The sequence below is a fragment of the Photobacterium sp. DA100 genome (assembly GCF_029223585.1).
GTDB lineage: Bacteria > Pseudomonadota > Gammaproteobacteria > Enterobacterales > Vibrionaceae > Photobacterium.
The window spans coordinates 343544-367964 of the sequence record NZ_CP119423.1 but is presented as its reverse complement, the minus strand read 5'-3'; the positions used below and the strand labels follow the sequence as shown (position 1 = coordinate 367964).

The 24421-nt window shown below is 53.7% G+C and carries 29 protein-coding genes; 14 read left to right on the top strand and 15 right to left on the bottom strand.

Translation table 11 applies throughout. The features are described from left to right. Positions 1-2: 2 nt before the first annotated feature. From PTW35_RS01855 to PTW35_RS01840, 4 genes are read left to right on the top strand one after another with little or no spacing between them, the layout of a single operon-like run. Positions 3-1829, top strand: coding sequence for a penicillin-binding protein activator (locus PTW35_RS01855; protein WP_281026323.1), 1827 nt, complete (start codon positions 3-5; stop codon positions 1827-1829). Positions 1830-1857: 28 nt separating this feature from the next. Beyond that, a complete protein-coding gene (locus tag PTW35_RS01850; RefSeq protein WP_281027417.1) occupies positions 1858-2181 on the top strand; it encodes a YraN family protein in 324 nt (107 codons plus the stop codon). A gap of 3 nt (positions 2182-2184) precedes the next feature. Next, a complete protein-coding gene (locus PTW35_RS01845; RefSeq protein ID WP_039464614.1) occupies positions 2185-2775 on the top strand; it encodes a phosphoheptose isomerase in 591 nt (196 codons plus the stop codon). A 21-nt stretch (positions 2776-2796) separates the two neighbouring features. Beyond that, positions 2797-3336 carry a BON domain-containing protein gene (locus PTW35_RS01840; protein WP_281026322.1) on the top strand — a complete coding sequence of 180 codons (540 nt, stop codon included), beginning with the start codon at positions 2797-2799 and terminating at the stop codon, positions 3334-3336. 76 nt (positions 3337-3412) lie between these two features. Here the strand turns inward: PTW35_RS01840 and sspB are convergent, their stop codons facing one another. From sspB to zapE, 8 genes are all read right to left on the bottom strand, one after another. Then, on the bottom strand, positions 3413-3904 hold the full coding sequence (gene sspB, locus PTW35_RS01835; protein WP_281027416.1) for a ClpXP protease specificity-enhancing factor: 492 nt from the start codon (positions 3902-3904) through the stop codon (positions 3413-3415). A gap of 2 nt (positions 3905-3906) precedes the next feature. After that, positions 3907-4545, bottom strand: coding sequence for a stringent starvation protein SspA (gene sspA / locus PTW35_RS01830; RefSeq protein WP_039464622.1), 639 nt, complete (start codon positions 4543-4545; stop codon positions 3907-3909). Between the two features lie 85 nt (positions 4546-4630). Continuing rightward, positions 4631-5368 (bottom strand): cytochrome c1, encoded by a 738-nt coding sequence (locus PTW35_RS01825; RefSeq protein WP_281026321.1) that lies wholly within the window; start codon positions 5366-5368, stop codon positions 4631-4633. Beyond that, positions 5365-6630 (bottom strand): cytochrome bc complex cytochrome b subunit, encoded by a 1266-nt coding sequence (locus PTW35_RS01820; RefSeq protein WP_281026320.1) that lies wholly within the window; start codon positions 6628-6630, stop codon positions 5365-5367. The genes PTW35_RS01825 and PTW35_RS01820 overlap by 4 nt, the downstream gene beginning before the upstream one ends. Then, positions 6630-7220 carry a ubiquinol-cytochrome c reductase iron-sulfur subunit gene (gene petA / locus PTW35_RS01815; RefSeq protein ID WP_281026319.1) on the bottom strand — a complete coding sequence of 197 codons (591 nt, stop codon included), beginning with the start codon at positions 7218-7220 and terminating at the stop codon, positions 6630-6632. Before petA ends, PTW35_RS01820 begins: the two co-directional genes overlap by 1 nt. Positions 7221-7640: 420 nt before the next feature. Further along, entirely contained in the window at positions 7641-8033 is a 393-nt protein-coding gene (gene rpsI / locus PTW35_RS01810) for a 30S ribosomal protein S9 (protein ID WP_007464367.1), read from the bottom strand. A gap of 15 nt (positions 8034-8048) precedes the next feature. Beyond that, positions 8049-8477 (bottom strand): 50S ribosomal protein L13, encoded by a 429-nt coding sequence (gene rplM, locus PTW35_RS01805; protein WP_039464635.1) that lies wholly within the window; start codon positions 8475-8477, stop codon positions 8049-8051. 266 nt (positions 8478-8743) lie between these two features. After that, positions 8744-9841: a cell division protein ZapE gene (gene zapE, locus PTW35_RS01800; protein WP_281027415.1), complete on the bottom strand. Its 1098-nt coding sequence runs from the start codon at positions 9839-9841 to the stop codon at positions 8744-8746. A gap of 233 nt (positions 9842-10074) precedes the next feature. Between zapE and zapG the strand changes: the two genes are divergently transcribed. The 3 genes from zapG to degS all read left to right on the top strand — a co-directional run bounded on the left by zapG (position 10075) and on the right by degS (position 13249). Then, positions 10075-10518 (top strand): Z-ring associated protein ZapG, encoded by a 444-nt coding sequence (gene zapG, locus PTW35_RS01795; protein ID WP_281026318.1) that lies wholly within the window; start codon positions 10075-10077, stop codon positions 10516-10518. 107 nt (positions 10519-10625) lie between these two features. After that, positions 10626-11993, top strand: coding sequence for a Do family serine endopeptidase (locus PTW35_RS01790; protein WP_281026317.1), 1368 nt, complete (start codon positions 10626-10628; stop codon positions 11991-11993). A gap of 188 nt (positions 11994-12181) precedes the next feature. Beyond that, positions 12182-13249, top strand: coding sequence for an outer membrane-stress sensor serine endopeptidase DegS (gene degS / locus PTW35_RS01785; RefSeq protein ID WP_281026316.1), 1068 nt, complete (start codon positions 12182-12184; stop codon positions 13247-13249). A gap of 259 nt (positions 13250-13508) precedes the next feature. On the opposite strand, the gene murA is transcribed toward degS, so the two are convergent. From murA to mlaF, 7 genes are read right to left on the bottom strand one after another with little or no spacing between them, the layout of a single operon-like run. Next, positions 13509-14765: a UDP-N-acetylglucosamine 1-carboxyvinyltransferase gene (murA, locus tag PTW35_RS01780; protein ID WP_281027414.1), complete on the bottom strand. Its 1257-nt coding sequence runs from the start codon at positions 14763-14765 to the stop codon at positions 13509-13511. Between the two features lie 10 nt (positions 14766-14775). Then, positions 14776-15033: a BolA family iron metabolism protein IbaG gene (ibaG, locus tag PTW35_RS01775; RefSeq protein ID WP_039464654.1), complete on the bottom strand. Its 258-nt coding sequence runs from the start codon at positions 15031-15033 to the stop codon at positions 14776-14778. A 20-nt stretch (positions 15034-15053) separates the two neighbouring features. Continuing rightward, positions 15054-15365, bottom strand: coding sequence for an STAS domain-containing protein (locus PTW35_RS01770; protein ID WP_044622428.1), 312 nt, complete (start codon positions 15363-15365; stop codon positions 15054-15056). Next, the gene (mlaC, locus tag PTW35_RS01765) at positions 15358-16002 is read right to left on the bottom strand and encodes a phospholipid-binding protein MlaC (RefSeq protein WP_044622427.1); all 645 of its coding nucleotides are present in this window, start codon (positions 16000-16002) and stop codon (positions 15358-15360) included. Before mlaC ends, PTW35_RS01770 begins: the two co-directional genes overlap by 8 nt. 12 nt (positions 16003-16014) lie before the next feature. Continuing rightward, positions 16015-16491, bottom strand: coding sequence for an outer membrane lipid asymmetry maintenance protein MlaD (mlaD, locus tag PTW35_RS01760; RefSeq protein WP_044622426.1), 477 nt, complete (start codon positions 16489-16491; stop codon positions 16015-16017). Positions 16492-16528: 37 nt separating this feature from the next. Further along, the gene (mlaE, locus tag PTW35_RS01755; RefSeq protein ID WP_281026315.1) at positions 16529-17311 is read right to left on the bottom strand and encodes a lipid asymmetry maintenance ABC transporter permease subunit MlaE; all 783 of its coding nucleotides are present in this window, start codon (positions 17309-17311) and stop codon (positions 16529-16531) included. Positions 17312-17313: 2 nt separating this feature from the next. After that, positions 17314-18132, bottom strand: a complete 819-nt coding sequence (gene mlaF, locus PTW35_RS01750; protein ID WP_281026314.1) for a phospholipid ABC transporter ATP-binding protein MlaF — start codon at positions 18130-18132, stop codon at positions 17314-17316. A gap of 396 nt (positions 18133-18528) precedes the next feature. Here mlaF and PTW35_RS01745 point away from each other — a divergent pair, with 396 nt between their 5' ends. From PTW35_RS01745 to PTW35_RS01715, 7 genes are all read left to right on the top strand, one after another. Beyond that, on the top strand, positions 18529-19497 hold the full coding sequence (locus PTW35_RS01745) for a calcium/sodium antiporter (RefSeq protein WP_281026313.1): 969 nt from the start codon (positions 18529-18531) through the stop codon (positions 19495-19497). Positions 19498-19511: 14 nt separating this feature from the next. After that, the gene (locus PTW35_RS01740) at positions 19512-20483 is read left to right on the top strand and encodes a KpsF/GutQ family sugar-phosphate isomerase (RefSeq protein ID WP_281026312.1); all 972 of its coding nucleotides are present in this window, start codon (positions 19512-19514) and stop codon (positions 20481-20483) included. After that, a complete protein-coding gene (gene kdsC / locus PTW35_RS01735; protein WP_281026311.1) occupies positions 20483-21034 on the top strand; it encodes a 3-deoxy-manno-octulosonate-8-phosphatase KdsC in 552 nt (183 codons plus the stop codon). Before PTW35_RS01740 ends, kdsC begins: the two co-directional genes overlap by 1 nt. Then, the gene (gene lptC, locus PTW35_RS01730; RefSeq protein ID WP_281026310.1) at positions 21031-21588 is read left to right on the top strand and encodes an LPS export ABC transporter periplasmic protein LptC; all 558 of its coding nucleotides are present in this window, start codon (positions 21031-21033) and stop codon (positions 21586-21588) included. The genes kdsC and lptC overlap by 4 nt, the downstream gene beginning before the upstream one ends. Continuing rightward, the gene (gene lptA, locus PTW35_RS01725) at positions 21575-22078 is read left to right on the top strand and encodes a lipopolysaccharide transport periplasmic protein LptA (protein WP_281026309.1); all 504 of its coding nucleotides are present in this window, start codon (positions 21575-21577) and stop codon (positions 22076-22078) included. Before lptC ends, lptA begins: the two co-directional genes overlap by 14 nt. Before the next feature lie 7 nt (positions 22079-22085). Further along, entirely contained in the window at positions 22086-22811 is a 726-nt protein-coding gene (gene lptB / locus PTW35_RS01720) for an LPS export ABC transporter ATP-binding protein (protein WP_039464678.1), read from the top strand. Between the two features lie 108 nt (positions 22812-22919). Further along, entirely contained in the window at positions 22920-24410 is a 1491-nt protein-coding gene (locus PTW35_RS01715) for an RNA polymerase factor sigma-54 (RefSeq protein WP_281026308.1), read from the top strand. The last annotated feature ends 11 nt before the right edge of the window (positions 24411-24421 follow it).

Below are 24421 nucleotides of genomic sequence, written 5' to 3'. Positions count from 1 at the left end.
CAATGCTCAATTTTACCCATAAGCGTAAAAGTGTATCACGACTGTTAGCCCCTGTAGCCCTTGCCGTACTTCTGGCAAGCTGTAGTACTTCTAACCAGCCGGTCGTGGCCACCGATATTACAGCCGCCGCTACTGATAGCGCAGCCAATTATCTGATCAAAGCCGAGTCAAGTGAAGGTGCCCAGAGCATCAACTGGAATATCCTGGCGCTCAAGGCGCTGATCAAGGAAGGCCAGTGGGGCCAAGCCGAACAGCTGGCTACCCGCTTGAGCAGAATGAACATGGATCCGCTGCAGATGGCCGAATGGCAGCTGGCACGCGCAACCCTGCGCTACCAGCAAGGCCAGCCCAAAGCTGCCCTTGATTCGCTCAACTTCCAGCCATGGTGGACACTGGCCGATAGCCAGTACCTGCGCTACCACATGCTGCGCGCAGAACTTTACCGCCAGACCAACCAGCCTCTCAGCGCCGCCCGATCGCGTACGGCATTGGATCAGTACCTGAACAATGACCAGAAAGCAGCGAACTGGCAGAACCTGTGGCAGGATCTGGCCAACTACAACAACAATCAGCTCCAGTCGGTAACCCTGGCTGGCGATGAAGAAGTGTTGCGCGGCTGGATCCAGCTGGCAGTGCTAAAAAATACCTATTCACAGCGTCCGGTCAAGCTCAAGTCGATGGTCGAGGAGTGGCTGGGTAGCCACCCTTACCACCCGGCCAATCAATACCTGCCGACCGATCTCGACAGTATTATGTCACTGGAAATTGCCCAGCTCGACAATGTTGCCCTGCTGCTACCGCTATCCGGCCGCTTTGAACAATCGGGCAAAGCCGTTCGCGATGGCTTTATCAATGCCATGCTCGACGACACCGGCCGTGAGGCCCAAACCGAGCTGACGGTCTACGACACGGAAGCGGAAACCATGGCTTCCATCATGGCCAAGCTGGAGCAAAGCGGCGTCGAGATGGTGATAGGTCCCCTTCGTAAGGAAAAAATCACCGAGTTCCAGCGAGCCAACAACAGCAACATTGCCTTGCTCGCCCTCAACGAGCCGGATCCGAGCCAACTGACCCAGAACAATGCGTGCTACTTCTCGCTTTCTCCGGAGCAGGAAGCGGAGCAGGCCGCCCGCCACCTCTTTGCCAAGGGGCACCAGTACCCGATGGTGCTGGCTCCGGGCAACAGCTTCGGCAGCCGCGTTAGCAACGCCTTCATCGAGCAGTGGCAGCAACTGACCGGCAATACACCGGCGACCCGCCAGTTCAGCTCGCGCAAACAAATCCAGCAGGAAATTGCTGCAGTATTTGGTCTCACCGACAGCCAAAGCCGCATCCAGCAGATGCAGCAGGTACTGGGAATGGAGCTTGAAGCCGAGCCTCGCAGCCGCCGTGATACCGATGCGGTTTACCTGATCGCCAATGTCAACGAGCTGACCCTGCTCAAGCCGTTTATCGAAGTGGCTATCAACCCGGATGCCTCGCAGCCGAAGCTTTACGCCAGCTCACGCAGCTACCCGGATCGTACCGCGGATACTTCTGAAATCCGAGGTATCGAGTTCAGCGATATCCCGTTGCTGATCGACGCCAACCACAATTTCATGAACCGCTATGAAGAGCTGTGGCCAGATAGCAGGAATACCGATGTCCGCCTTCATGCCTTCGGGATGGACGCCTACAAGATGGTTTCCGAACTGCCGCAAATGCGTGTGGTCGATAACTACACCACCCAGGGTAATACCGGCCAGCTAAGCCTCGATGACCACTGTGTGATCCAGCGTCAGCTAAGCTGGGCGATCTATACCGGGAACGGTATTGAGCCCGCTCAATAAGCGCCAGCAAGGACAAACCTACGAGGCCATGGCCGAGCAGTACCTCTGCCGCCATGGCCTGCTCCCCCACACCCGCAACTTCCAGTGCCGCAGTGGCGAAATCGACCTGATCATGCGCCATCGCCAGTGCTGGGTCTTCGTCGAAGTCAAATTCCGCAAAAACAACCATTACGGTTCTGCCGCAGAAGCGGTAAACTGGCGTAAACAACAACGCGTTAAACGTGCAGCCTTGTTGTGGCTAAAGAAAAATGGCCTGGCCATTGAACACACTGAGTTTCGATTTGATGTGGTATCGCTTGAAGGCACACCACCGCAAATCGAATGGTTTACCAACACCCTAGTAGAAGGTTAATCCATGCTAGAGAGCATCAAAGAAAGTTTCACTGAAAGCATCCAAACCCAGATTGCCGCCGCCGAGGCCCTGCCAGACGCAATATCACAGGCAGCCCAGGTCATGGTGCAAAGCCTGCTCAATGGCAACAAGATCCTCTGCTGCGGTAATGGTGGCTCGGCGGCGAATTCACAGCACTTTGCTTCGTGCCTGATCAACCGCTACGAGACCGAGCGCCCCAGCCTGCCAGCTTTGGCACTGACGGCCGATACCACAACCCTGACAGCCGTCGCCAATGACTATCACCACGATGAAGTCTTCTCCAAGCAAGTAAGGGCACTAGGCCAGGGCGGTGACATCCTGTTTGTGCTGTCAACCAGCGGCAACAGCAAGAACATCATCAAGGCCATGGAGGCTGCGCTGACCCGTGATATGACCATTATTGCCCTGACCGGTAAAGATGGTGGCGAGATGGCGGGGTTGCTTGGTATCCAGGATGTCGAGATCCGTATTCCGTCGCAACGAACCGCCCGGATCCAGGAAGGCCAGCTATTGGTGGTTCACTGCCTCTGTGATCTGATCGACAAGGTCTTGTTCCCCCACCACGAAGGATAGAGCCACACAAGGAAGGTAATCATGAACTGGCGTCCGCTAATTGTTCTCCTACTGGCACTGGGCCTGCAAGCCTGCGCGGCTCTGGATCCAGCCGATACCCGCTCGACCAAGCAGCAATGGTATGATCAGGAAATTGAAATGGAGGTCGGAGGCCTCGCCAATAAGCCACCGTACCGTCAGCACACCCGGGTCAACGCCATCGCCATGGAAGGTAAAGTACTGCTGGTTGGTCAGGCGACCGAACAAACCTACAGCCGCCAATTGGAGCAGCAAGTCCGTGAGCTGAAAAACGTCAATACGGTCTACAACCAAATCCAGATCCGCCCGCTGCCCCAACTGGGTGAAGTCAGCAAGGACGGCTGGCTGACTACCAAGGTCAAAGCCCAGCTTATTGGCAGCAAGCAGTTGGGCAATGCCACCATCAAGGTGATCACCGAAGGCCAGGAAGTCTTCCTGCTCGGCTATGTCAGCCGCGAGCAGGGCAATATTGCCGCCGACATCGCCCGCAACGTTTCGGGCGTCAAGAAAGTGGTCAAGGTATTTGAATACCCCAAGGAATAGGGATTAAGACGAGAATTGACCCCAAAAAAAACGCAGCGATAGCTGCGTTTTTTAATTGGGTTATTTGACCGTGTGATTATTTCACGACGCGCAGGCTCGGACGGCCGCGCGGGCGCGGTGGTTCATCGTCAGGCTCGATGTCCGATACGGCTTCAGCCACCGATTCAACAGACGACAGGGTATCCTGTGGCTGCTCCTCGATACCATCTAGCTCTTCGATGTCCGCCATATCCGTCGCATAGGCCGGATCTGGTTCGAACATCGTACCAGCGCCATTTTCACGCGCATAAATCGCCATGGCAGCATACAGCGGAACGATCACCGAGTGAGGCCGACCGCTGAAACGGGCGCTGAAACTGATCGCCTCGTTGCCCAGCTCCAAGTTGCCCACTGCGCGCGGCGCAATGTTCAGGACAATCTGCCCATCACTGACAAATTCCATCGGAACCTTGACACCCGGTAGCGTCGCATCCACCACCAAGTGCGGGGTCAGATCGTTATCTACCAGCCAATCATAAAAAGCACGCAGCAAATACGGTCGACGCGGTGTCATGTTGTCGATGTCCATCATTACTTGCCAGCCAAACGCATTTCGCGCTCTGCTTCAGTCAATGAGGCCAGGAATGAATCACGCTCGAAAACGCGGGTCATGTAGTTTTTCACTTCCTTGGCGCCAGCACCGGTCAGCTCGATACCCATTTCAGGCAAGCGCCACAGTAGCGGAGCCAGGTAACAGTCAACCAAGCTGAACTCTTCGCTCATGAAGTATGGGAACTCAGCAAATACAGGAGCAAGAGCCAACAGCTCTTCGCGCAGCTGCTTACGTGCCTTCTCAGCTTCGTCGGCAGTTCCTTTATTTACTTTTTCAGCCAATGTGTACCAGTTACGTTCGATACGGTACATCATCAAACGGCTGTTACCACGAGCAACAGGGTAAACAGGCATCAACGGTGGATGAGGGAAACGCTCATCCAGATACTCCATAATGATGCTTGCTTGGTAAAGTGCAAGCTCACGGTCAACCAAAGTCGGCACAGAGTTGTACGGGTTTAGGTCTAGCAAGTCCTCAGGCAGGTTGTTTGGGTCAACCAGCTCGATTTCAACACTTACACCTTTTTCTGCTAGTACGATACGCACCTGATGGCTGTAGATGTCAGAAGCATCAGAATACAGAGTCATCACAGAGCGTTTATTGGCAGCAACAGCCATTAACCCCTCCAGTATACTTAAATACACAAAAAGCAACGGGGGCACCGGCCCCCATTGCGAGATTCTAACCCACTAGATTACCTGATCAGTGGACATCACGCCAATATTCTTTCTTCAACAGTAATGTTAGTACAAAGAATACGACGATAAAGCCCATCACCCAGTAACCCAAGCGCTGGCGTTCCAATTTCATCGGCTCGGCTGAATATTCGAGGAAGTTGACCAGATCGCGTACCGCCTCGTCATATTCGTCATCATTCAGCTCACCCGTGCCGTCAGACTTGATCCCGACGTATTCCTGTACTTCTTCCCCGTCAATCAGGCGGGTTTCGTACACCTTGGTCGGTACCCCCTGCAGCTCTTCCAGTACGTGGGGCATGCCCACGCTCGGGAACACCACGTTGTTGACCCCAAACGGACGGCTAGGATCCGCGTAGAAGGAGCGCAGGTAAGTATAGATCCAGTCACTGCCGCGAACACGAGCCACCATGGTCAGATCCGGTGCCGGCGCCCCGAACGAGGCTGCCGCGTATTCGGTCGGAATGGCATTGACCATCAAATCACCGATTTTAGCTTCAGGATCGAAGATCATGTGCTCCTTCATCAGCTCGGCCGGGATCCCGAGATCCGTCGCCACCCGCTCGTAGCGCTGGTACTGGGTCGCATGACAGCCAAAGCAGTAATTCATAAAGGTTTGGGCACCGCGCTGCAGCGACGCTTTATCCGTCAGATCATTGCCTGCCTTGTCCAGCGGCACCGATGGGCCCGCCGCCATAGCCAGAGACGGCAGCAGGGCAAATAGCATTACAATCAACTTCTTCATTTGAATGTTACCCTCTCTGGTAGCGGTTTGGTTGCTTCATTCTTGCTGTAGAAGAACAGCAGGACGAAGAACATGAAGTACGCAAAGCTGAAGATCTGCGCCAGGATAGTGTACGTCGGTGTTGCAGGCAGCGCCCCCAGGATCCCCAGTGCAATAAAGCTGATGGTGAACTGGACGATGTTGGCCAAATGCAACTTGCTACGGTAGCGGTAAGAACGCACCTTACAGCGGTCAAGCCAAGGCAGCAGGAACAGGGCAACAATCGAGGCTCCCATCGCGACAACACCCAGCAGCTTGTCCGGCACCGCACGCAAGATGGCGTAGAACGGTGTGAAGTACCATACCGGTGCGATGTGCTCAGGGGTCTTCAGCGGGTTGGCCGCCTCAAAGTTAGGTGGCTCAAGGAAGTAGCCGCCCATCTCAGGGTTGAAGAAGATCACGTAGCTGAACAGGAAGGCGAATACCGCAATACCGACCATATCTTTTACCGTCCCGTATGGGTGGAAAGGAATCGAGTCGATAATGTCGTACTTCTTGCTGTAGTACTCGTGGAACGGGAACTGGGTCTTGTAGCCATCGCCCTTGGTACCTTTCGGCAGCTTGGTTTCGATGCCATCTGGGTTGTTCGAACCCACTTCGTGCAGTGCCAGGATATGCAGCACAACCAGCAGCAGCAGTACGATAGGCAGTGCGATAACGTGAAGCGCGAAGAAGCGGTTCAGGGTCGCCCCGGAAATCACATAGTCACCCCGGATCCACAGCGTCAGATCATCGCCGATCACAGGGATCGCGCCGAATAGCGAGATGATAACCTGAGCTCCCCAGTAAGACATCTGGCCCCACGGCAGTAGGTAGCCCATGAAGGCTTCGGCCATCAGTACCAAGAAAATCAACATCCCGAACAGCCACAGCAGTTCGCGGGGTTTCTGGTATGAACCGTAAATCAAGCCACGGAACATGTGCAAGTAGACCACGACAAAAAATGCCGAGGCGCCGGTCGAGTGCATGTAGCGCAGCAGCCATCCGTACTCAACATCGCGCATGATGTACTCGATCGAGGCGAAGGCCCCCTCGCCGGACGGCACGTAGTTCATGGTCAGCCAGATCCCGGTAATGATCTGGTTGACCAAGACCAGCATGGCCAGCGAGCCGAACAGATACCAGAAGTTGAAGTTCTTCGGCATCGGGTACTCTGACAAATGCTTGCGGTAGGCATTCATCACAGGCAGGCGTTTCTCAACCCATCCAAGTAACGCTTCCATTAGGCAACCTCCTCATCAACACCGACCAGAATGGTATTATCATCCAGGAACGTATGAGGCGGCACGACCAGGTTCAATGGTGCAGGCACCCCGGCAAAGACCCGGCCAGCCATATCGAACTTCGATCCGTGACACGGGCAGAAGAAACCGGCTGAAATACCGCTGACCTGCTCACTGAAGGTATTCGGTAAATAGGTCGGTGAACAGCCAAGGTGGGTACAGATACCTACGGCTAGAAAGATTTCAGGCTTAACTGAACGAAATTTATTTTGGGCATATCCGGGCTGCTGCGGTTCCGCCGACGACGGATCGCGAAGCTGGCCATCATGGCCACCCAATTCTTTTAAAACAGCATCGCTACGGCGGACCACCCAGACAGGTTTGCCACGCCACTCGACGCGAACCATCTGGCCTTCTTCCAACTTGCTGATATCAACTTCAACTGGTGCACCCGCGGCTTTTGCTTTCGCGCTCGGGTTCCATGATTTGATAAAAGGCACGGCTACAGCGGCTGCACCTAAGCCTCCAACAACCGAAGTCGTCGCAGTCAGGAAGCGGCGTCGGCCGTTACTTACTGGCGCATTGCTCATCCAACATTCTCCCATGTGCTCCCGCTCTGGATTATTATTATGTCCTTGTGCGTCCCTGGAGCTTACGGCTAACTTTCAACGGAAAGAAACAACAGCTACCCCTTCCAACCCGGAAGGCTAAAAGCTGTTGCTTATCACGCCAAATGATAAAGAAAACCCCACTTTTTGACAAGATAAAGCTACTTTTTCGCAACAAATGTGAGAGGTATGTTCTTTTTGTTACTTTGTGTGATGCAAACGGCTGTTGTAAAGCAAATTTAAGCTGCAGGAAGGAGCAGACAAAGACACGGAGACTGGGCTAGATGCGGTGGGTTTGTTGCTTAGATGTGACAAGCCGACGGCTTTTTCAGGCAATAAAAAAGCCCAACCCGAAGGTTGAGCTTTTGCACACAGTTTCCAGAAAAAATCTGGAGCGTTGAATTAACGCTTAGAGAACTGTGGACGACGACGTGCTTTACGTAGACCAACTTTCTTACGTTCAACGCGACGAGCGTCACGAGTAACGTAACCAGCTGCACGTAGAGCAGGACGTAGAGTTTCATCGTACTCCATAAGAGCGCGAGTGATACCGTGACGGATAGCACCAGACTGACCAGTGATACCACCACCTTTAACAGTGATGTATAGGTCAAGCTTCTCAGTCATTTCAACTAGCTCTAGAGGCTGACGAACAACCATGCGAGCAGTTTCGCGACCGAAGTACTCTTCGATGCTGCGCTTGTTGATTACGATGTTACCAGTACCCGGTTTAATGAAAACGCGAGCAGCTGAGCTTTTGCGGCGACCAGTGCCGTAGTATTGATTCTCTGCCATTGTCATCTTCCCCAATTAGATGTCTAGAACTTTAGGCTGCTGTGCAGCGTGGTTGTGCTCAGCACCAGCGTAAACTTTCAGCTTACGGTACATAGCACGGCCTAGAGGACCTTTAGGAAGCATGCCTTTAACAGCAGTCTCGATAATCATTTCTGGTTTCTTATCAAGAAGCTTGTCGAAGCTGATAGACTTCAGACCACCGATGTAGCCAGTGTGGTGGTGGTACATCTTGTCAGTGCGCTTAGCACCAGTTACTGCAACTTTTTCAGCGTTGATAACTACGATGTAGTCACCAGTGTCAACGTGCGGAGTGTACTCCGGCTTGTGCTTACCACGTAGACGAGATGCGATTTCAGTTGCTAGACGACCAAGAGTTTTACCTTCAGCGTCAACAACATACCAGTCACGTTTTACAGTTTCTGGTTTAGCAACGAAAGTTTTCATGCTAATTCTTACCCAAAATTAAATAGTTTCACTTTACAGGAGCAGCAATGCTCCCTCTGTACAGAGCCCTCTCATCACCCCTTCGAGTGGTTGGCACTCCCGGCTTTTGCCGTTACAGGTACGGTGGGTCGCAAGATTATAGGGAAGGGTGGAGAAAAAATCACCTTTTTTTGAAAAAAAATTATGATTTTTTCTCTGGGAGGGTTTAAGGCCCAAAACAACAGGTTATCAACGGCTATTTTGGGTGATTTTAGCACCGATAATCACTACGGAAGGTGCGGGCTGGCCAGATAGTCGTGGCTCTGCATCTCGATGAGCCTTGAGCAACAGCGCTTAAACTCAAACGCCAGCCGCTCCCCTTTGTAGAGTTGCGCCAGGTCGACCTCGGCAGAGAGGATCAATTTGACGTTGCGCTCATAGAATTCATCGACCAAGGCAATGAAGCGGCGGGCGGCATCGCTGTCATCCTCGGCCATCTGAATCACCCCCGATAACAGCACCGTGTGGTAGATCTGCGATAACTCCATATAATCGCTCTGGCTCCGGGCTGTTTGGCACAAGGTGGCAAAATCAAAGTGGATCACCCCTTCCCCCTCATTCAGGATCGGCAAGGCCCGGTTGTTGATCTCCACCGTTCCCCCCGTGCGGTGCTTGCCCGCCGCCAACTGCTCAAAGTAACGGCGCATATTCTGCTCGGCCTGCTCATCGAGCGGGAAATGGTAGATTTCGGCCTGCTCAAGCGTCCGCAGCCGGTAATCGGTCCCCGAATCGACATTGACCACCTCGCAGTGGGTCTTGATCAGATCGATAGCCGGGAGGAAGCGAGCCCGCTGCAGGCCATTGCGGTAAAGCTCGCCCGGCGGTATGTTCGAGGTCGCCACCAAGGTAATTCCCCGACGGAAAAGGGCCTCGAACAAGGTCCCCAGAATCATGGCATCGGTGATATCGGAAACAAAAAACTCATCAAAACAGATGATGTCGGTCTCGGCGGCAAAACGTTCGGCAACAACATCAAGCGGGTCGACCTGCTGCTCCAGCTGCTTCATTTCCTGGTGCACCCGGTGCATGAAGCGGTGGAAGTGAACCCGCATCTTGCGCTCGGTCGGTAGGCAGTCGAAAAAGGTATCCACCAGGTACGTCTTGCCGCGACCTACTCCGCCCCAGAAATAGAGCCCCTTAACAGGCTCAGCCGCTTCGGCCTGGCGACGCATCAGGCGATCGAGCCAACGGCGGGTAGGCGCCGGTCTGGGGGCGAGGAGCCGATGGTACAGGTCGTCGAGATGGCGCACCGCCAGCGCCTGGGCCGGATCGGCAACGAAGCCGCTACGCTTGAGATCTTGTTGGTATTTTTGCTGTGGGGTCATCCTTGTTTGGCCCAAACCGTCATTCTCCATATGCTTGATAGTACCATGCAGCGTCATGTACATGTATAGTAACTAAACATGTACATGAAGTTGACGTGCTATTCAGCACCAATTAAATTTTGATGTTATACAACAGGTACGATGATGTACGTTCACCATTTCGCCCGGCAGGCGAGTCTGCCCATGGTGCCGTAATCCCCCCTGTCCCTATATAAGAGCAAAAGGAGTTTTTCATGGCTTGGATTTATGCGCTGCTGATTTTCATTGCCGGTGCCATTGTCGGTGCCTTTGCCACGAGGCTGAGCAATAAGGGTTTGAAACAGCAAAAAGAACTGAAGAAAGAGCTGGATAAGTCTAAATACGAACTTGAGCAGTTCCGCCAGGAACTGGTTGATCACTTCGCCCAGAGCTCAGAGCTGCTCGATAATATTGCCAAAGACTATGGCAAGCTCTACGAGCACATGGCGAAGACATCCACCGAACTGATGCCGAACTTGCCGGAGCAAGACAACCCGTTTTCCCGCCGTATCAGTACACTGGAAGCAGTAAAAGACGTTAAAGAGGAAGAGCAGCCACGAGATTACGCCAACGGCGCAACCGGCCTGCTGAAAGACCAAAAACCTGAGCAAATCACCGAAGAACCAAAGCCGGTCGCCGAAGAATCCAAGGCGAGCTAAAATTTCTCAGGAACTAAACATCCGTTTTCAAGTCTGAGATTAAGCAGGCATATCAAGCCACTAGGAAGCTGCCTGCGCTTGGACTTGAAAACCGGAGTTTAGTAATAATGAAAAAAACATTACTTGTTTTAAGTGCCCTGACCATCGGCATCAGCTCAGTTATTACCCCAGTGACGGCAACCGCCGCCCTTCCCCAGTCAGTCAACAACCAGCAAGTACCTAGCCTGGCTCCGATGCTAGAGCAAGTCACGCCTGCTGTGGTCAGCATTGCCGTTGAAGGTAAACAAGTATCCAAACAACGCTTACCCGAGACATTCCGTTTCTTTTTCGGCCCTGACTTCCCTGAAGAGCAAATCCGCGAGCGCCCATTCCGCGGCTTAGGATCGGGGGTAATTGTCGATGCTGACAAAGGCTATATCGTCACCAACCACCATGTCATTGGCGGCGCCACCAAAATCCAGGTCCAGCTGCATGATGGCCGTGAGGTTTCCGCCGAGTTGATCGGCAGCGACGAAATGTCGGATATCGCCCTGCTCAAGCTAAAAGATGCCTCTAACCTGACCGAAATAAAACTGGCCGATTCCGATAAGCTGCGAGTCGGTGATTTCGCGGTCGCCATCGGTAACCCGTTCGGCCTAGGACAGACCGTCACATCGGGGATCATCTCGGCCCTCGGCCGCAGCGGCCTGAACATCGAGAACTTCGAGAACTTTATCCAGACCGATGCCGCCATCAACAGCGGCAACTCTGGCGGAGCCCTGGTCAACCTCAATGGCGAGCTAGTCGGGATCAATACCGCTATTCTTGGCCCTAACGGCGGAAACGTCGGCATCGGGTTTGCGATTCCGGTCAACATGGTGAAAAACCTGACGGAGCAGATCATCGAATTTGGCGAGGTCAAGCGCGGCGTTCTTGGGGTACAAGGCGGCGAGCTGACTTCCGAACTGGCTGAAGCTTTCGGTTACGAGACCAACCACGGTGCCTTCATCAACCAGGTGATGCCGGACTCCGCCGCGGAAAAAGCTGGCTTGAAAGCCGGTGACATTATCGTGTCAGTCAACGGCAAGCAGATCCGCACCTTTGGCGAGCTGCGGGCGAAAATTGCCACCTTAGGTGCCGGCAAGCAGGTGTCACTGGGTATCGTCCGCGACGGCAAGGCCATTGATGTAACCGCCAAGCTTCAGGAAGCCTCGGTCAACAAAGTGAAAGCGGACAGCTTGCACGAAGGCCTGGCCGGTGCAGAATTTGCCAACACCACCTCCAGTGACGGTACCAAAGGGGTCAAAGTCACCAGCTTGCAGGAGAACTCCCAGGCAGCCCGCTTCGGCCTACGCGAAGGCGACATCATCCTTGGCGTCAACCGCCAGGCCATCCGTAACCTGGGTGAGCTGAGAAAAGCCCTTGACCAAAAACCAAGTGTGCTGGCCCTTGAGGTGAAACGCGACAACAGTATCCTCTATCTCATCATCCGCTAATCAACCCTACCGGCAGCCGGCCACCGCCGGCTGCCGCATGCCCTTTCCCCCAGCACAAGCTGCTTGGTTCAGACTTCGCTTGCTGTTCATTATTGACTAAAATAGACCGCCAATACTTGGTATCTTGTCTAAGGTAATGGTAACCTCTTCGACTCTTATCAGTAGTTTATTCAATCAAGGGAGCGAACATGCTGGCTTTTTTGGCTAGATCCATTTTGCTTGGTTTCGTTACGGCCATTGCCCTGCTGCTGATCTTCCCTGATCTCCGCACCCAGATGCTCAATACGCCCCAGGTATTGGCCCCAATAGAACTCAACCAGCCGCAAGTCTCCTTTAATTACGCGGTTCGCCGGGCCTCTCCTGCGGTGGTGAATATCTATAACCGCCGCTACAATGCCGACGACCGCCTACAACTCAGCACCCAGGGTCTAGGCTCCGGTGTGATCATGAGCGACAAAGGCTATATCGTTACCAATTACCACGTCGTTGCAGAAGCAGATCAAGTCATTGTCGCCCTGCAAGACGGCCGTATCCTCACCGCCCAGCTGATCGGTAAAGATCAGCGTACCGACTTGGCGGTGCTAAAAATCCAGGCCGAGAACCTGCCGGTGATCCCAACCAGCACCGAATATCGCCCTGCGGTTGGTGATGTGGTATTGGCCATCGGCAACCCCTACAACCTCGGCCAGACCACGACCTATGGCATCATCTCTGCGACCGGCCGCTCGGGCATGAGTTTCTATGGCCGCCAGGACTTCCTGCAAACCGATGCCGCCATCAACGAGGGGAACTCCGGGGGGGCACTGGTCAATACCCGCGGCGAGCTGGTCGGGATCAATACCGCCTCTTTCCAGCAGGCAACCGATATTGAAACTTACGGTATCTCCTTTGCCATTCCCTACGAGCTGACCCAGAAAATCATGAACAAGCTGATTGCTGACGGCAGGGTGATCCGAGGCTATATCGGTATCGAGGCGCGTGATATCAATCCGGTTATGGCGAGGCTCTATGATGCCGAGCAAATCAGCGGGATCATAGTGATGGGAATGGATCCCAACGGCCCAGCGGCCAAAGCCGGCTTCAAGGTGCAAGATATCCTGATCGAAATTGATGGCAAGCGGGTGACAGACCGCCGCAACGTGCTGGATATCGTTACCGAGCTCCGCCCGGGCACCGAAGTCAGCATGAAGGTACTGCGCAACGGCCAGCCAACCGATTTAACCGTCAAGATCGGCGATGAGCCGAATGGGTATTAATATTTAATAGTGCTGTGGTGCTATGGTGCTGTGGTGCTGTGGTGCTGTGGTGCTGTGGTGCTGTGGTGCTGTGGTGCTGTACAAGCTAGCCTGAAGGCGTCATAACTTCAATGACTTTCAAATTTCCCTGACTGTTGGTCAATCTTCCATTTTTAAAACATAAAAAAATCCCCAACATCATGTCGAGGATTTTCTTATCTATGGAGTCAACAGATTCCATGGAACCATAGGGCCGCTTTAACCCCACAGAACCATTATCTTACTCGCTAAAACGCTCGATCTTCATACCTAGGGCGCTGAACTTGTCTTCGATGTGCTCGTAGCCACGGTCAATATGGTAAATACGGTCAACGATGGTTTCGCCTTTAGCAATGCTGCCGGCAATCACCAGACTGGCAGACGCACGTAGGTCGGTTGCCATCACCTGGGCACCGCTCAGGCCGTCGGTGTCACCACAGATCACAGTATTGCCTTCGATTTCAGCATGAGCCCCCATACGGATCAGCTCAGGAATGTGCATGAAGCGGTTTTCGAAGATCGTCTCGGTGATGATACCTGTGCCCTTGGCAACCAGGTTGAGCAACGAGAACTGGGCCTGCATGTCTGTCGGGAAGCCCGGGTGCGGAGCCGTACGAATATTGACCGCCTTCAACTCTCGGTCGGTCATATCCAGGCTGATCCAGTCTTCGCCGGTTTCAATCTTGGCACCCGCTTCTTCCAACTTGGCCAGCGCTGCTTCAAGCAAAGAAGGGCGGGTGTGACGGCACATGATCTTACCGCCAGATACCGCTGCGGCAACCAGGAACGTACCGGTTTCGATACGATCTGCTACGACTTCGTGGTAGCCGCCCCCAAGACGCTCAACACCCTCGATGGTGATAGTATCGGTACCGGCACCGGTAATCTTCGCGCCCAGCGTATTGAGGAAGTCCGCGGTATCGACAATTTCCGGCTCACGGGCCGCATTCTCGATCACGGTAGTACCTTCCGCCAGTGTTGCCGCCGACATAATGGTCACAGTTGCACCAACACTGACCTTGTCCATCACGATGTGGGCACCTTTAAGGCGACCGTCAACCGTCGCTTTAACGTAACCTTCTTCCAGCGTGATTTCTGCGCCGAGCTGCTCAAGGCCGTGGATATGCAAATCCACAGGGCGAGCACCAATTGCACAGCCGCCCGGCAGAGACACTTGCCCCTGACCAAAACGCGCCACCAGCGGACCCAGCGCCCAGATCGAGGCGCGCATGGTTTTCACCAAGTCATACGGCGCGCAGAACTCATTGACCGGACCGGCATCAACATGGACCGAACCGTTGCGGGATACCTTGGCACCCAGTCGGCTCAGCAGCTCCATCGTGGTATCGATATCGCGTAGCTTTGGTACATTCGCCACTTCTACCGGCTCTTCGGCCAATAGAGCTGCGAACAAAATTGGCAATGCTGCATTCTTAGCACCAGAAATGGAGACTTCGCCACTCAGTGGGCCACCGCCCTGGATTCGAAACTTCTGCATCATTAACCTCTTAAGACAGGGACATCAATTTTTTGTCACGTGCCCACTCTTCAGGCGTGTATGTTTTGATGCTCAGCGCATGAATTTCATTCGCTGCGATCTGCCCCATCAGCGGACCGTAAATAGCCTGCTGCTTCTTAACACGGTTCATACCCTCGAACATGGCACCAACAGCGATCACTTCGTAGTGACTGCCGTCGCCCTTGACAATCACTTCGTCAAGTTCCAAGGCATTTTCCAGAATATTCTTAATTTCAGAGATTTCCACAAGCTATCCTCTTTCGCGACTCACTCGATGCAAGCCGCTAACATTGATTCAACGTGACTCAGACGTAGCAGCGTGACAAGCTGCTCTGGCACATTCAATATTTTCAGCTCAGCCCCATTTTGGCTCAGCTGTTGGTATATGTGCAGCAACATCACCATACCGGCAGAGTCGATCCGCCCGACCGCAGACAGATCCAGCTGCACTTTGCTATCCTTCGGCATCCATTCATGGCGTTGCTGCCAAAAAGCTGGAACTGTGTCACGTTCCAATGCCCCTGACAAGCAGTAAAGCCCATTTTCCTGAGCTTGCCACTCAATCTTTTGCTTAGTCATTGTTTTCTGACTCACGACGGATCGGCTTGGCCGCTAATCGTTTCAGATCCTGCGTCACGGCATCAACCCCCTGGCTGCGCAGCTGACCATTCCACTCGCTTTGCTTGGTGGAGATCATACTGACCCCTTCGGCCACCATATCGAAGCCCTGCCACTCGCCGGTTTTCTTGTTCTTGCGCAATGTGAAGTCCAGGCGGATAGGCGGTCGCTTGGTATCGACAATGTCCACCCGGACAGAAATCACACTGCGATCGGCCGGAATCGGCTTTGGCGGCTCGATTTCAATATCCTGATCCGTGTACTGGGTCAGTACCTGGGCATAGGAAGCAACCAAGTAGTCCGTGAACGCCGCCACAAAGTCATTGCGCTGCTGCGGCGTCGTGCTTTTCAGGTGGGGCCCCAGCACCTTGTAAGCGGCATAGCGGGTGTTGATGTAGGGCAGCAGCTCCTGCTGCACCACCCGGCGCAAATGTTCAGGGTTCTGCTGGATCACGCCCTGCTCCGACTTCAGCCGGGCAAAAGTCTTCTGTGAAACCTGATCCATCATGGTATAGGGATTGGTCTTGTCGACCACAGCGGCCTGCGCCATCAGCGGCAGGCAGACAACCATCATCATTACATAACGAAACCATTTCATAATCGTGCTCTCTTAATTACTGTCGCCGCCGATGCTGTACAGCACCTGGCCAATCATATCTTCCAGTACCAGTGCGGACCGGGTCTCTTCGATCAAGTCACCATCACCGAGCATCTCGATATCCTCATCGATAAACCCCGGAGAGATCCCGAGGTACTGCTCACCCAGCAGTCCTGAGGTCAGAATGGCCGCCGAGCTGGTCTCTGGGAAGTAACCGTATTTCTTCTCGATAGACAGAGTGACCACCGGGACATAGGTCTCGGTATCCAGATTAATATTGGTTATTTTTCCAACCGTGACTCCACCGACCTTGATCGGCGAACGGACTTTCAAGCCGCCGATATTGTCAAAATGCGCCTTGAGGGTGTATGTCTCCGCGCCACCCAAATTCTGGACATCGGCAACCTTAAAGATCAAGACCAGCAGGGCAGCAAAACCAGCCAATACGAAGCTGCCTACCCACAATTCTAGTTTTTTCGTTTGCTGCATCAGTTTATTCCTGTTGTATTACCGCGTTGCGGCTGTATCAGTTGCCAAACATCAAGGCGGTGAGGACGAAATCCAGCCCCAGTACTGCCAATGACGAATTCACTACGGTACGTGTCGTTGCCCGGCTGATCCCTTCCGAGGTCGGCACCGCATCGTATCCATTGAAGACCGCAATCCACGTAACGGTGATGGCAAACACCACCGACTTGATAATGCTGTTGCCGATGTCATAACCGAGCTCGACCGACGACTGCATCACTGACCAGAAGCTACCATGGTCAATACCTTTCCAGTCCACACCCACCAGCTCACCGCCCCAAATACCAACAGCACAGAACAACATCGCCAGCAGCGGCATCGAGATCACCCCGGCCCAGAAGCGCGGCGCAATCACCTGGCGCAGGGGATCGACAGCCATCATCTCCATGCTCGACAGTTGCTCGGTGGTTTTCATCAGGCCAATTTCGGCAGTCAGCGCCGAACCAGCCCGGCCGGCAAACAACAAGGCGGTGACCACCGGCCCCAGCTCCCGCAGCAGGGACAAGGCCACCATCTGGCCTAAACTGGTTTCGGCACCGAAATCGACTAGCACAATATAGCCCTGCAAGCTAAGCACCATGCCGATGAACAACCCCGAGACCAGAATGATAGCAACCGACAGCACGCCAACATTGTAGAGTTGACGCATCAGCAGCGGGAACATCTTGCCGGGTTGCGGCCGGCTCACCAGCGCGCCATACAGCACCATGCTGGCCCGGCCTATGGTCTGGCAGATATCCAGCGCCCGCCGCCCCTGACGGGCAATAAAATCAGTCACCATGCTCAGCGCTCCTTCCCACCACCGGTAAACAAGTCCTGCACCATCGGCTGGGCAGGATAACGAAACGGCACCGGCCCATCCGCCTGGCCATCAATAAACTGGCGGATACGGGGATCGGGGTTATCCAGCAGTTGCTGCGGTGTGCCCTGCCCGATAATCTGGCCACCAGAGAGAATATAGACATGATCCGCGATCCCCATCACCTCGGGTACATCATGGGAAACGATCACCGAGGTCGCGCCCAGCGCCTGGTTGAGATCACGGATCAGCTTGACCAACACCCCCATGGTGATCGGATCCTGGCCGACAAAGGGCTCGTCATACAAGAGAAGATCCGGGTCCAGTGCAATTGCCCTGGCCAGAGCCGCCCGGCGGGCCATACCGCCAGACAGTTCACTCGGCATCAATTGGGCCGCACCGCGCAATCCCACTGCCTCGAGTTTGAGCAGCACCAGGGTATGCAATAGATCTTCTGGCAACTGGGTATGCTCGCGCAACGGAAAAGCCACGTTGTCGAACACCGTCATGTCCGTGAACAGTGCCCCCGACTGGAACAGCATGCTCATTTTCTTACGGGCCCGATACAGCTCACTGCGCCCCAGTGTCGGGATATTCCAGCTGTCAAACCAAATATCCCCACTATCTGGCACGATCTGCCCGCCAATCAGCCGGAGCAAGGTGGTCTTACCGATCCCCGACGGCCCCATTATGGCCGTCACTTTGCCCTTAGGCACATCCAACGAAACATCATCAAAGATTTTTCGCTCACCACGGGAGAAGGTCATATGCCGGATGGATACCAGCGCCTCTGTCTGCTCCATAGTTACCTTATCTGGCAGTCCTGCCTGTCCGATAGCCGGCCTGTTAACATAACAAGCGACATTATATGAATAGAATTAATTAGTTATCTTTATGCCTTTGATGATAGGTAGATTATGCAACCAACTCAAGAGATGAACTGTAAGAAGTCTGTGATTTCTCGGCCCTCGCTATGCCAGTCCATTCCCCATGCCAATTATGCCCGATACGGTTTTCACATGACGCCAACATCATAAAAATCCACCGGTATTAACGAATTTCTCACCCCTTTTGCTTTCTTTTTGATGGCCGAACCGTCAAAATTAGTCTCTTAAATTTATCACCCCAATTGGATCACAGCCCCCTTTCTGGCATGCAGCAGTGATCCAATCCAGCACATTTACACAAAAGGGACAACAATGCTCGAAGCCATCGTGTTTCTCTGTATCGGCCTGACTTTACTGGTATGGAGCGCAGATCGACTTGTTTATGGCGCTGCGGCGCTTGCGAAAAATCTAGGTGTCACCCCGCTGGTCATCGGTATGACCATCCTTGCCATGGGTTCATCTGCACCAGAAATGATGGTATCGGCAACGGCGGCCCTGGACGGCAAGACAGATACCGCGGTCGGAAATGTACTGGGCTCTAACATTGCCAATATTGCGCTGATCCTTGGTATTACCGCGCTGCTAAAACCGCTATCTATCAGCTCGGAGATCATCCGCCGCGAGCTGCCGCTAATGATGGGGGTAACACTGATTGCCGGCGCCCTGCTGTGGGACAGCCACCTTGGATTCCTGGAAGGCGTCCTGCTGGTCGTGCTGTTTGTGGCCTTTTTGCTCGCGATGCTAAAAATCAGCCGCAATGCCAAAGCAACCGGCGGCGATCCGCTGGTTGAAGAGCAGGAATCCGAAATCCCTGACGGCGTCAGCAATCCGAGAGCCATCATGTGGACCCTGGTGGGTTTGGTTCTGCTGCCTTATGCTGCCAGCATGCTGGTTGATTCTGCCGTAACTATCGCAAAATACTTCGGCATGAGTGATCTGGTGATCGGCCTGACGATTATCGCCATCGGTACCAGCCTGCCGGAACTGGCGGCATCTATCGCCAGCCTGTTCAAGGGCGAAGATGACATGGCAGTCGGCAACATTATCGGCTCCAACGTCTTCAATATCCTGGCCGTTATGGGTATCCCTGGCCTACTGAACCCATCAACCCTGAGCCCGCTGGCAATGGGCCGCGACTACTACGTCATGTTGGGGGTATCTATCTTGCTGGTGCTAATGGCACTTGGAAAACGTCGCCGAATCAACCGCGTAGAGGGCTTCATCCTGCTGGCGACCTTTATCGCCTATCAAGGTTATCTGTTTTATAATCTAGCGGCCTAACGGAGAGGAATATTATGTCTACAGCATTTGATTATTGCGAAATCGGCCGCAAAGTTATTGAAATTGAAGCAGAAGCTCTAAAAGGACTGACCCATTTCATCAATGGCAGTTTTACCCAGGCCTGCCAGCTGATCAATGACTGCAACGGCAAGGTCATCATCATGGGGATGGGGAAGTCGGGCCACATTGGCAACAAGATAGCCGCGACCTTGGCCAGTACCGGCACCCCAGCCTTTTTCGTCCATCCGGGCGAAGCCAGCCACGGCGACTTGGGCATGATTGAAAAGGGCGATGTGGTACTTGCTATCTCCAATTCCGGCGAAGCCTCTGAAATCCTGACCTTGCTACCGGTGATCAAACGCTTGGGCATTCCGCTGATCAGCATGACCGGCAAGCCAGAGTCCAGCATGGCAAAACTGTCGCAGATCCACTTGCAGATCACCGTCAACAAGGAAGCCTGTCCGCTGAACCTGGCGCCAACATCCAGCACCACCGCCACCCTGGCAATGGGCGATGCCCTGGCCATCGCGCTGATGGAAGCCCGTGGCTTTACCGCTGATGACTTCGCCCTCTCCCACCCGGGCGGCGCGTTGGGCCGTAAGCTGCTGCTCCGTATCAGCGACATCATGCACACTGGCGACCGCCTACCGGTTGTCGGCGAGCAGGCGCTCATCAAAGACGCCCTGCTGGAAGTCTCTCGCAAAGGCTTGGGAATGACGGCTATCATTGATAATGACCAGCAACTACTTGGTATCTTTACCGATGGTGATCTCCGCCGCCTTCTGGATAACCATGTTGATATCCACACCACGGCCATTGGCGAGGTGATGACCCGTAACCCGGCGACAATTCGTGCCGACGTACTGGCCGCCGAAGGCCTGAAATTAATGGAAGACCGCAAAATCAGCGGGCTTCTGGTCACCGACAACGGTATGTTGGTCGGTGCACTCAACATGCACGACCTACTAAAAGCGGGAGTAATGTAATGCAAATCGAGACCCTCTACGGCCCTGTAAGCCAAGCCGTATTTTCCCGCGCCCGTACAATCCAGCTGCTGATCTGCGATGTCGACGGCGTCTTTTCCGACGGCCGCATCTACATGGGAAATGATGGCGAAGAGCTGAAAACCTTCCATACCCGGGATGGCTACGGGATCAAATCCCTGATGGCAGCCGGTATCGACGTCGCGATCATCACTGGCCGCAAATCGGCCATTGTCGAAAACCGCATGGCCGCATTGGGTATCAAGCATGTCTATCAAGGGCAGGACAACAAGCTGGCCGCCTACCAAGACATCCTTGCCAACCTAGACATTTCGCCAGAGCACACCGCCTATATCGGCGATGATCTGATTGATTGGCCAGTAATGGAAAAAATCGGCCTCTCCGTCTGTGTCGCCGACGGCCACCCTCTGCTGGCCCAGCGTGCGGACTTTGTCACCCGTATCCAGGGCGGGTACGGTGCGGTTCGCGAAGTGTGTGATCTGATCCTTGAAGCCCGTGGGGAATTAGATAAACATAAAGGCTTAAGTATATGACCTTACAACGGCTACTCTATGCACTGCTGATTGTCATCTGTGCATGGACAGGCTATTACCTGCTAGAAAAGCACTGGGCAGACGATATTCAGATCGCGCCGGACGCCGAGAAACCGATCTTCACCGGTAAGTCCGTTGTCAATACGTCCTACAATGAGTCGGGACTGCGCAGCTATCAGATAGATGCGGCTCACCTCGAGCATTTTAGCCAGAGCGGCAACACGGACTTCGTCGAACCGGTCCTGTGGGTATACAAAGACGGCAGTGAAACCGAATGGCGGATCAGCTCCAATGAAGCACGACTAGATAAAAACCATATCCTGCAAATGACCGGCAATGTCCGCATATTCAACTTGTTGCCAGAGTCTGCAGTTCGTGTGATTCAGACCGATACCCTGCGCCTGAATTTGGTCAACAAAGACTTCGATACACCGGATCATGTCATTATTACCGGTGATGCCTTCCAAAACGAGGGAACAGGCATGAAAGGCAACATGGACCGTAACATCGCCACCTTATTGAATAATGTAAAAGGTAGATATGAAGCGCTATAAATTAACAACCCTGCTCTGCCTGTGCCTGAGCACCGCCAGCTGGGCACTGAGTAATGACACCGAGCAGCCTATCTATATCGACTCAGACAACCAGGAGTTGGATATTCAGAAGAATATCGTGACCTTCACCGGCAACGTCATCCTGCGCCAAGGCAGTATCGACATCCGGGCTGATAAAGTAGTCGTCACGCGCCCTGGAGGCCAGGAAGGCAGAGAGACAATCGATGCCTATGGCAACCCGGCGACATTCCACCAGGTCATGGACGACGGCAAGCCAATCGACGGCTCAGCCAAGAAAATGCGCTATGAGACGGCCTCTGAGTTCCTCAAGATGACCGAGGACGCCGTCCTGGTTCAGGAAGGCAGCGAAATCAAAGGTAACGTGATCAGCTACCGCATCGACCAGCAGAAACTGGTTGCCGAGAGCGGCAAGAAGCAGCGCGTCACCACGATCCTCCAGCCTAACCAGCTGAACAACGACAAGAAGTAACCACGCTATGGCAATCTTAAAAGCACAACACCTGGCCAAAAGCTATAACGGCCGCAAAGTGGTTTCTGATGTCAGCCTGCAGGTTGAGTCGGGCAAAATCGTCGGCTTGCTGGGCCCTAACGGTGCCGGCAAGACAACCTCTTTCTACATGATTGTCGGCCTGGTAGCCCGCGACGAAGGTACCATCACCATTGATGATACCGATATCAGCCTGCAGCCGATGCACAATCGCTCGCGCATGGGGATCGGCTACCTGCCGCAGGAAGCGTCTATTTTCCGCAAGCTATCTGTCCACGATAACCTGATGGCCGTCCTGCAGACCCGTAAGGAGCTGTCTCGGCTCGAACGTCAGGAAAAACTGGAAGAATTGTTGGATGAATTCAACATACAGCACATTCGTAACAGCTTAGGTATGGCACTATCAGGGGGGGAAAGGCGCCGGGTAGAAATTGCTCGGGCACTGGCCGCCAACCCAAAATTCATCCTGTTGGATGAGCCTTTTGCCGGCGTTGACCCTATATCCGTGATCGATATCAAGAAAATCATTGAGCATTTGCGCGATCGTGGGCTTGGCGTACTGATCACCGATCATAATGTAAGGGAAACGCTGGATGTATGTGAGCAAGCCTACATCGTCAGCCAAGGGCACCTGATTGCCCATGGTACGCCAACAGAAGTGCTCAATGATGAACATGTAAAACGAGTCTATCTGGGTGACCAGTTCCGTCTATAGTTAATTTATAGATGCTTCATGGAAGCCGATGTGGAAGCAGAGGATTCGAACAATATTTTGGGTATTAGGCAGTAAAACCAGCGACAAAAATAAGGTACATACAATAATATGAAAACCTCGCTCCAGCTTAAACTTGGTCAACAATTGGCAATGACGCCGCAGCTACAGCAAGCTATTCGCTTGTTGCAGCTATCTACCCTGGATTTGCAACAGGAAATCCAGGAAGCATTGGATGCAAACCCATTACTCGAGCTGGAAGAAGGGACCCCTGAAGCCACCAGTGGCGACGAAGACAACAACTCAACGGCATCAGAAACAGGCGATAGCAGCAATGATGATGGCCTGTCCGAAGTCGCTGATTCCGAAGCATTTGATACCTCCGATGCCATTGAACAGCAGGAAATGCCGGAAGATCTCCCTGTCGATACCACCTGGGACGATGTCTACAGTGCCAGTACCGGCAACACCGGTATCGCATTGGATGACGACATGCCGGTCTACCAGGGGGAAACGACCGAGAGCCTGCAAGACTACCTGATGTGGCAGGTAGAGCTGACCCCGTTTAGCGAGACAGACCGTACCATCGCGACCGCCATCATTGATGCCATCGACGAAAAAGGCTACCTCACCTGCTCGGCCGAAGACATTCTTGACAGCTTGGGGGATGACGAAGTCGAGCTCGATGAAGTCGAAGCGGTGCTCAAGCGAGTCCAGCAATTTGACCCACTTGGCGTGGCTTCTCGCAACCTGCAAGAGTGCCTGCTGCTGCAGCTGGCCACCTTCCAGCCGGATACCCCTTGGCTCGCCGAGGCCCGAATGCTGCTGACCGATTATATCGATCTTCTGGCCAACCGCGACTACCGCCAGCTGATGCGCGATACCAAGCTCAAAGAGCCTGAGCTCAAGCAAGTCATGCAACTGATCCACGGTTTGGATCCACGCCCTGGCAACCGGGTCATGGCTTCCGAGACCGAATATGTCGTGCCTGATGTCTCGGTATTCAAAGATCACGGCAAGTGGGTGGTCACGATCAATCCAGACAGCGTGCCGCGGATCCGGGTCAATGAGCAGTATGCCGCGCTAAGCAAAAACGCCCGCAACTCGGCTGACAGCCAGTTCATCCGTACCCATTTGCAAGACGCCAAATGGCTGATCAAGAGCCTGGAAAGCCGCAACGAAACCTTACTGAAAGTCGCCCGCTGCATTGTCGAGCACCAACAGGACTTCTTTGAATATGGCGAGGAAGCCATGAAGCCGATGGTACTTAACGACATTGCCCTGGCGGTCGATATGCATGAATCGACCATCTCCCGCGTGACAACGCAAAAATACATGCATACGCCGCGCGGGATTTTTGAACTGAAATACTTCTTCTCCAGTCACGTCAGCACCGATAACGGTGGCGAGTGTTCGTCCACCGCTATCCGGGCCTTGGTGAAAAAGCTGGTTGCCGCCGAAAACCAGGCCAAGCCGCTGAGTGACAGCAAAATCGCGACATTACTGGCGGAACAAGGGATCATGGTAGCAAGACGGACCATTGCCAAATACCGTGAATCGCTAGGTATTCCGCCGTCCAATCAGAGAAAACGTCTGCTCTAACAGACGCAACA

Excerpts from the sequence above, each read along its gene's own strand:
- PTW35_RS01845 (WP_039464614.1), top strand. The coding sequence starts at position 2,185 with ATGCTAGAGAGCATCAAAGAAAGTTTCACTGAAAGCATCCAAACCCAG.
- mlaE (WP_281026315.1), bottom strand. The coding sequence starts at position 17,311 with ATGGTGACTGATTTTATTGCCCGTCAGGGGCGGCGGGCGCTGGATATC.
- mlaF (WP_281026314.1), bottom strand. The coding sequence starts at position 18,132 with ATGGAGCAGACAGAGGCGCTGGTATCCATCCGGCATATGACCTTCTCC.
- PTW35_RS01715 (WP_281026308.1), top strand. The coding sequence starts at position 22,920 with ATGAAAACCTCGCTCCAGCTTAAACTTGGTCAACAATTGGCAATGACG.
- murA (WP_281027414.1), bottom strand. The coding sequence starts at position 14,765 with ATGCAGAAGTTTCGAATCCAGGGCGGTGGCCCACTGAGTGGCGAAGTC.
- PTW35_RS01855 (WP_281026323.1), top strand. The coding sequence starts at position 3 with ATGCTCAATTTTACCCATAAGCGTAAAAGTGTATCACGACTGTTAGCC.
- PTW35_RS01850 (WP_281027417.1), top strand. The coding sequence starts at position 1,858 with ATGGCCGAGCAGTACCTCTGCCGCCATGGCCTGCTCCCCCACACCCGC.
- mlaC (WP_044622427.1), bottom strand. The coding sequence starts at position 16,002 with ATGAAATGGTTTCGTTATGTAATGATGATGGTTGTCTGCCTGCCGCTG.
- lptB (WP_039464678.1), top strand. The coding sequence starts at position 22,086 with ATGGCAATCTTAAAAGCACAACACCTGGCCAAAAGCTATAACGGCCGC.
- zapE (WP_281027415.1), bottom strand. The coding sequence starts at position 9,841 with ATGACCCCACAGCAAAAATACCAACAAGATCTCAAGCGTAGCGGCTTC.
- PTW35_RS01790 (WP_281026317.1), top strand. The coding sequence starts at position 10,626 with ATGAAAAAAACATTACTTGTTTTAAGTGCCCTGACCATCGGCATCAGC.
- PTW35_RS01825 (WP_281026321.1), bottom strand. The coding sequence starts at position 5,368 with ATGAAGAAGTTGATTGTAATGCTATTTGCCCTGCTGCCGTCTCTGGCT.
- PTW35_RS01840 (WP_281026322.1), top strand. The coding sequence starts at position 2,797 with ATGAACTGGCGTCCGCTAATTGTTCTCCTACTGGCACTGGGCCTGCAA.
- rpsI (WP_007464367.1), bottom strand. The coding sequence starts at position 8,033 with ATGGCAGAGAATCAATACTACGGCACTGGTCGCCGCAAAAGCTCAGCT.
- petA (WP_281026319.1), bottom strand. The coding sequence starts at position 7,220 with ATGAGCAATGCGCCAGTAAGTAACGGCCGACGCCGCTTCCTGACTGCG.
- sspA (WP_039464622.1), bottom strand. The coding sequence starts at position 4,545 with ATGGCTGTTGCTGCCAATAAACGCTCTGTGATGACTCTGTATTCTGAT.
- lptA (WP_281026309.1), top strand. The coding sequence starts at position 21,575 with ATGAAGCGCTATAAATTAACAACCCTGCTCTGCCTGTGCCTGAGCACC.
- lptC (WP_281026310.1), top strand. The coding sequence starts at position 21,031 with ATGACCTTACAACGGCTACTCTATGCACTGCTGATTGTCATCTGTGCA.
- mlaD (WP_044622426.1), bottom strand. The coding sequence starts at position 16,491 with ATGCAGCAAACGAAAAAACTAGAATTGTGGGTAGGCAGCTTCGTATTG.
- kdsC (WP_281026311.1), top strand. The coding sequence starts at position 20,483 with ATGCAAATCGAGACCCTCTACGGCCCTGTAAGCCAAGCCGTATTTTCC.
- degS (WP_281026316.1), top strand. The coding sequence starts at position 12,182 with ATGCTGGCTTTTTTGGCTAGATCCATTTTGCTTGGTTTCGTTACGGCC.
- PTW35_RS01770 (WP_044622428.1), bottom strand. The coding sequence starts at position 15,365 with ATGACTAAGCAAAAGATTGAGTGGCAAGCTCAGGAAAATGGGCTTTAC.
- PTW35_RS01745 (WP_281026313.1), top strand. The coding sequence starts at position 18,529 with ATGCTCGAAGCCATCGTGTTTCTCTGTATCGGCCTGACTTTACTGGTA.
- rplM (WP_039464635.1), bottom strand. The coding sequence starts at position 8,477 with ATGAAAACTTTCGTTGCTAAACCAGAAACTGTAAAACGTGACTGGTAT.
- PTW35_RS01820 (WP_281026320.1), bottom strand. The coding sequence starts at position 6,630 with ATGGAAGCGTTACTTGGATGGGTTGAGAAACGCCTGCCTGTGATGAAT.
- zapG (WP_281026318.1), top strand. The coding sequence starts at position 10,075 with ATGGCTTGGATTTATGCGCTGCTGATTTTCATTGCCGGTGCCATTGTC.
- sspB (WP_281027416.1), bottom strand. The coding sequence starts at position 3,904 with ATGGACATCGACAACATGACACCGCGTCGACCGTATTTGCTGCGTGCT.
- PTW35_RS01740 (WP_281026312.1), top strand. The coding sequence starts at position 19,512 with ATGTCTACAGCATTTGATTATTGCGAAATCGGCCGCAAAGTTATTGAA.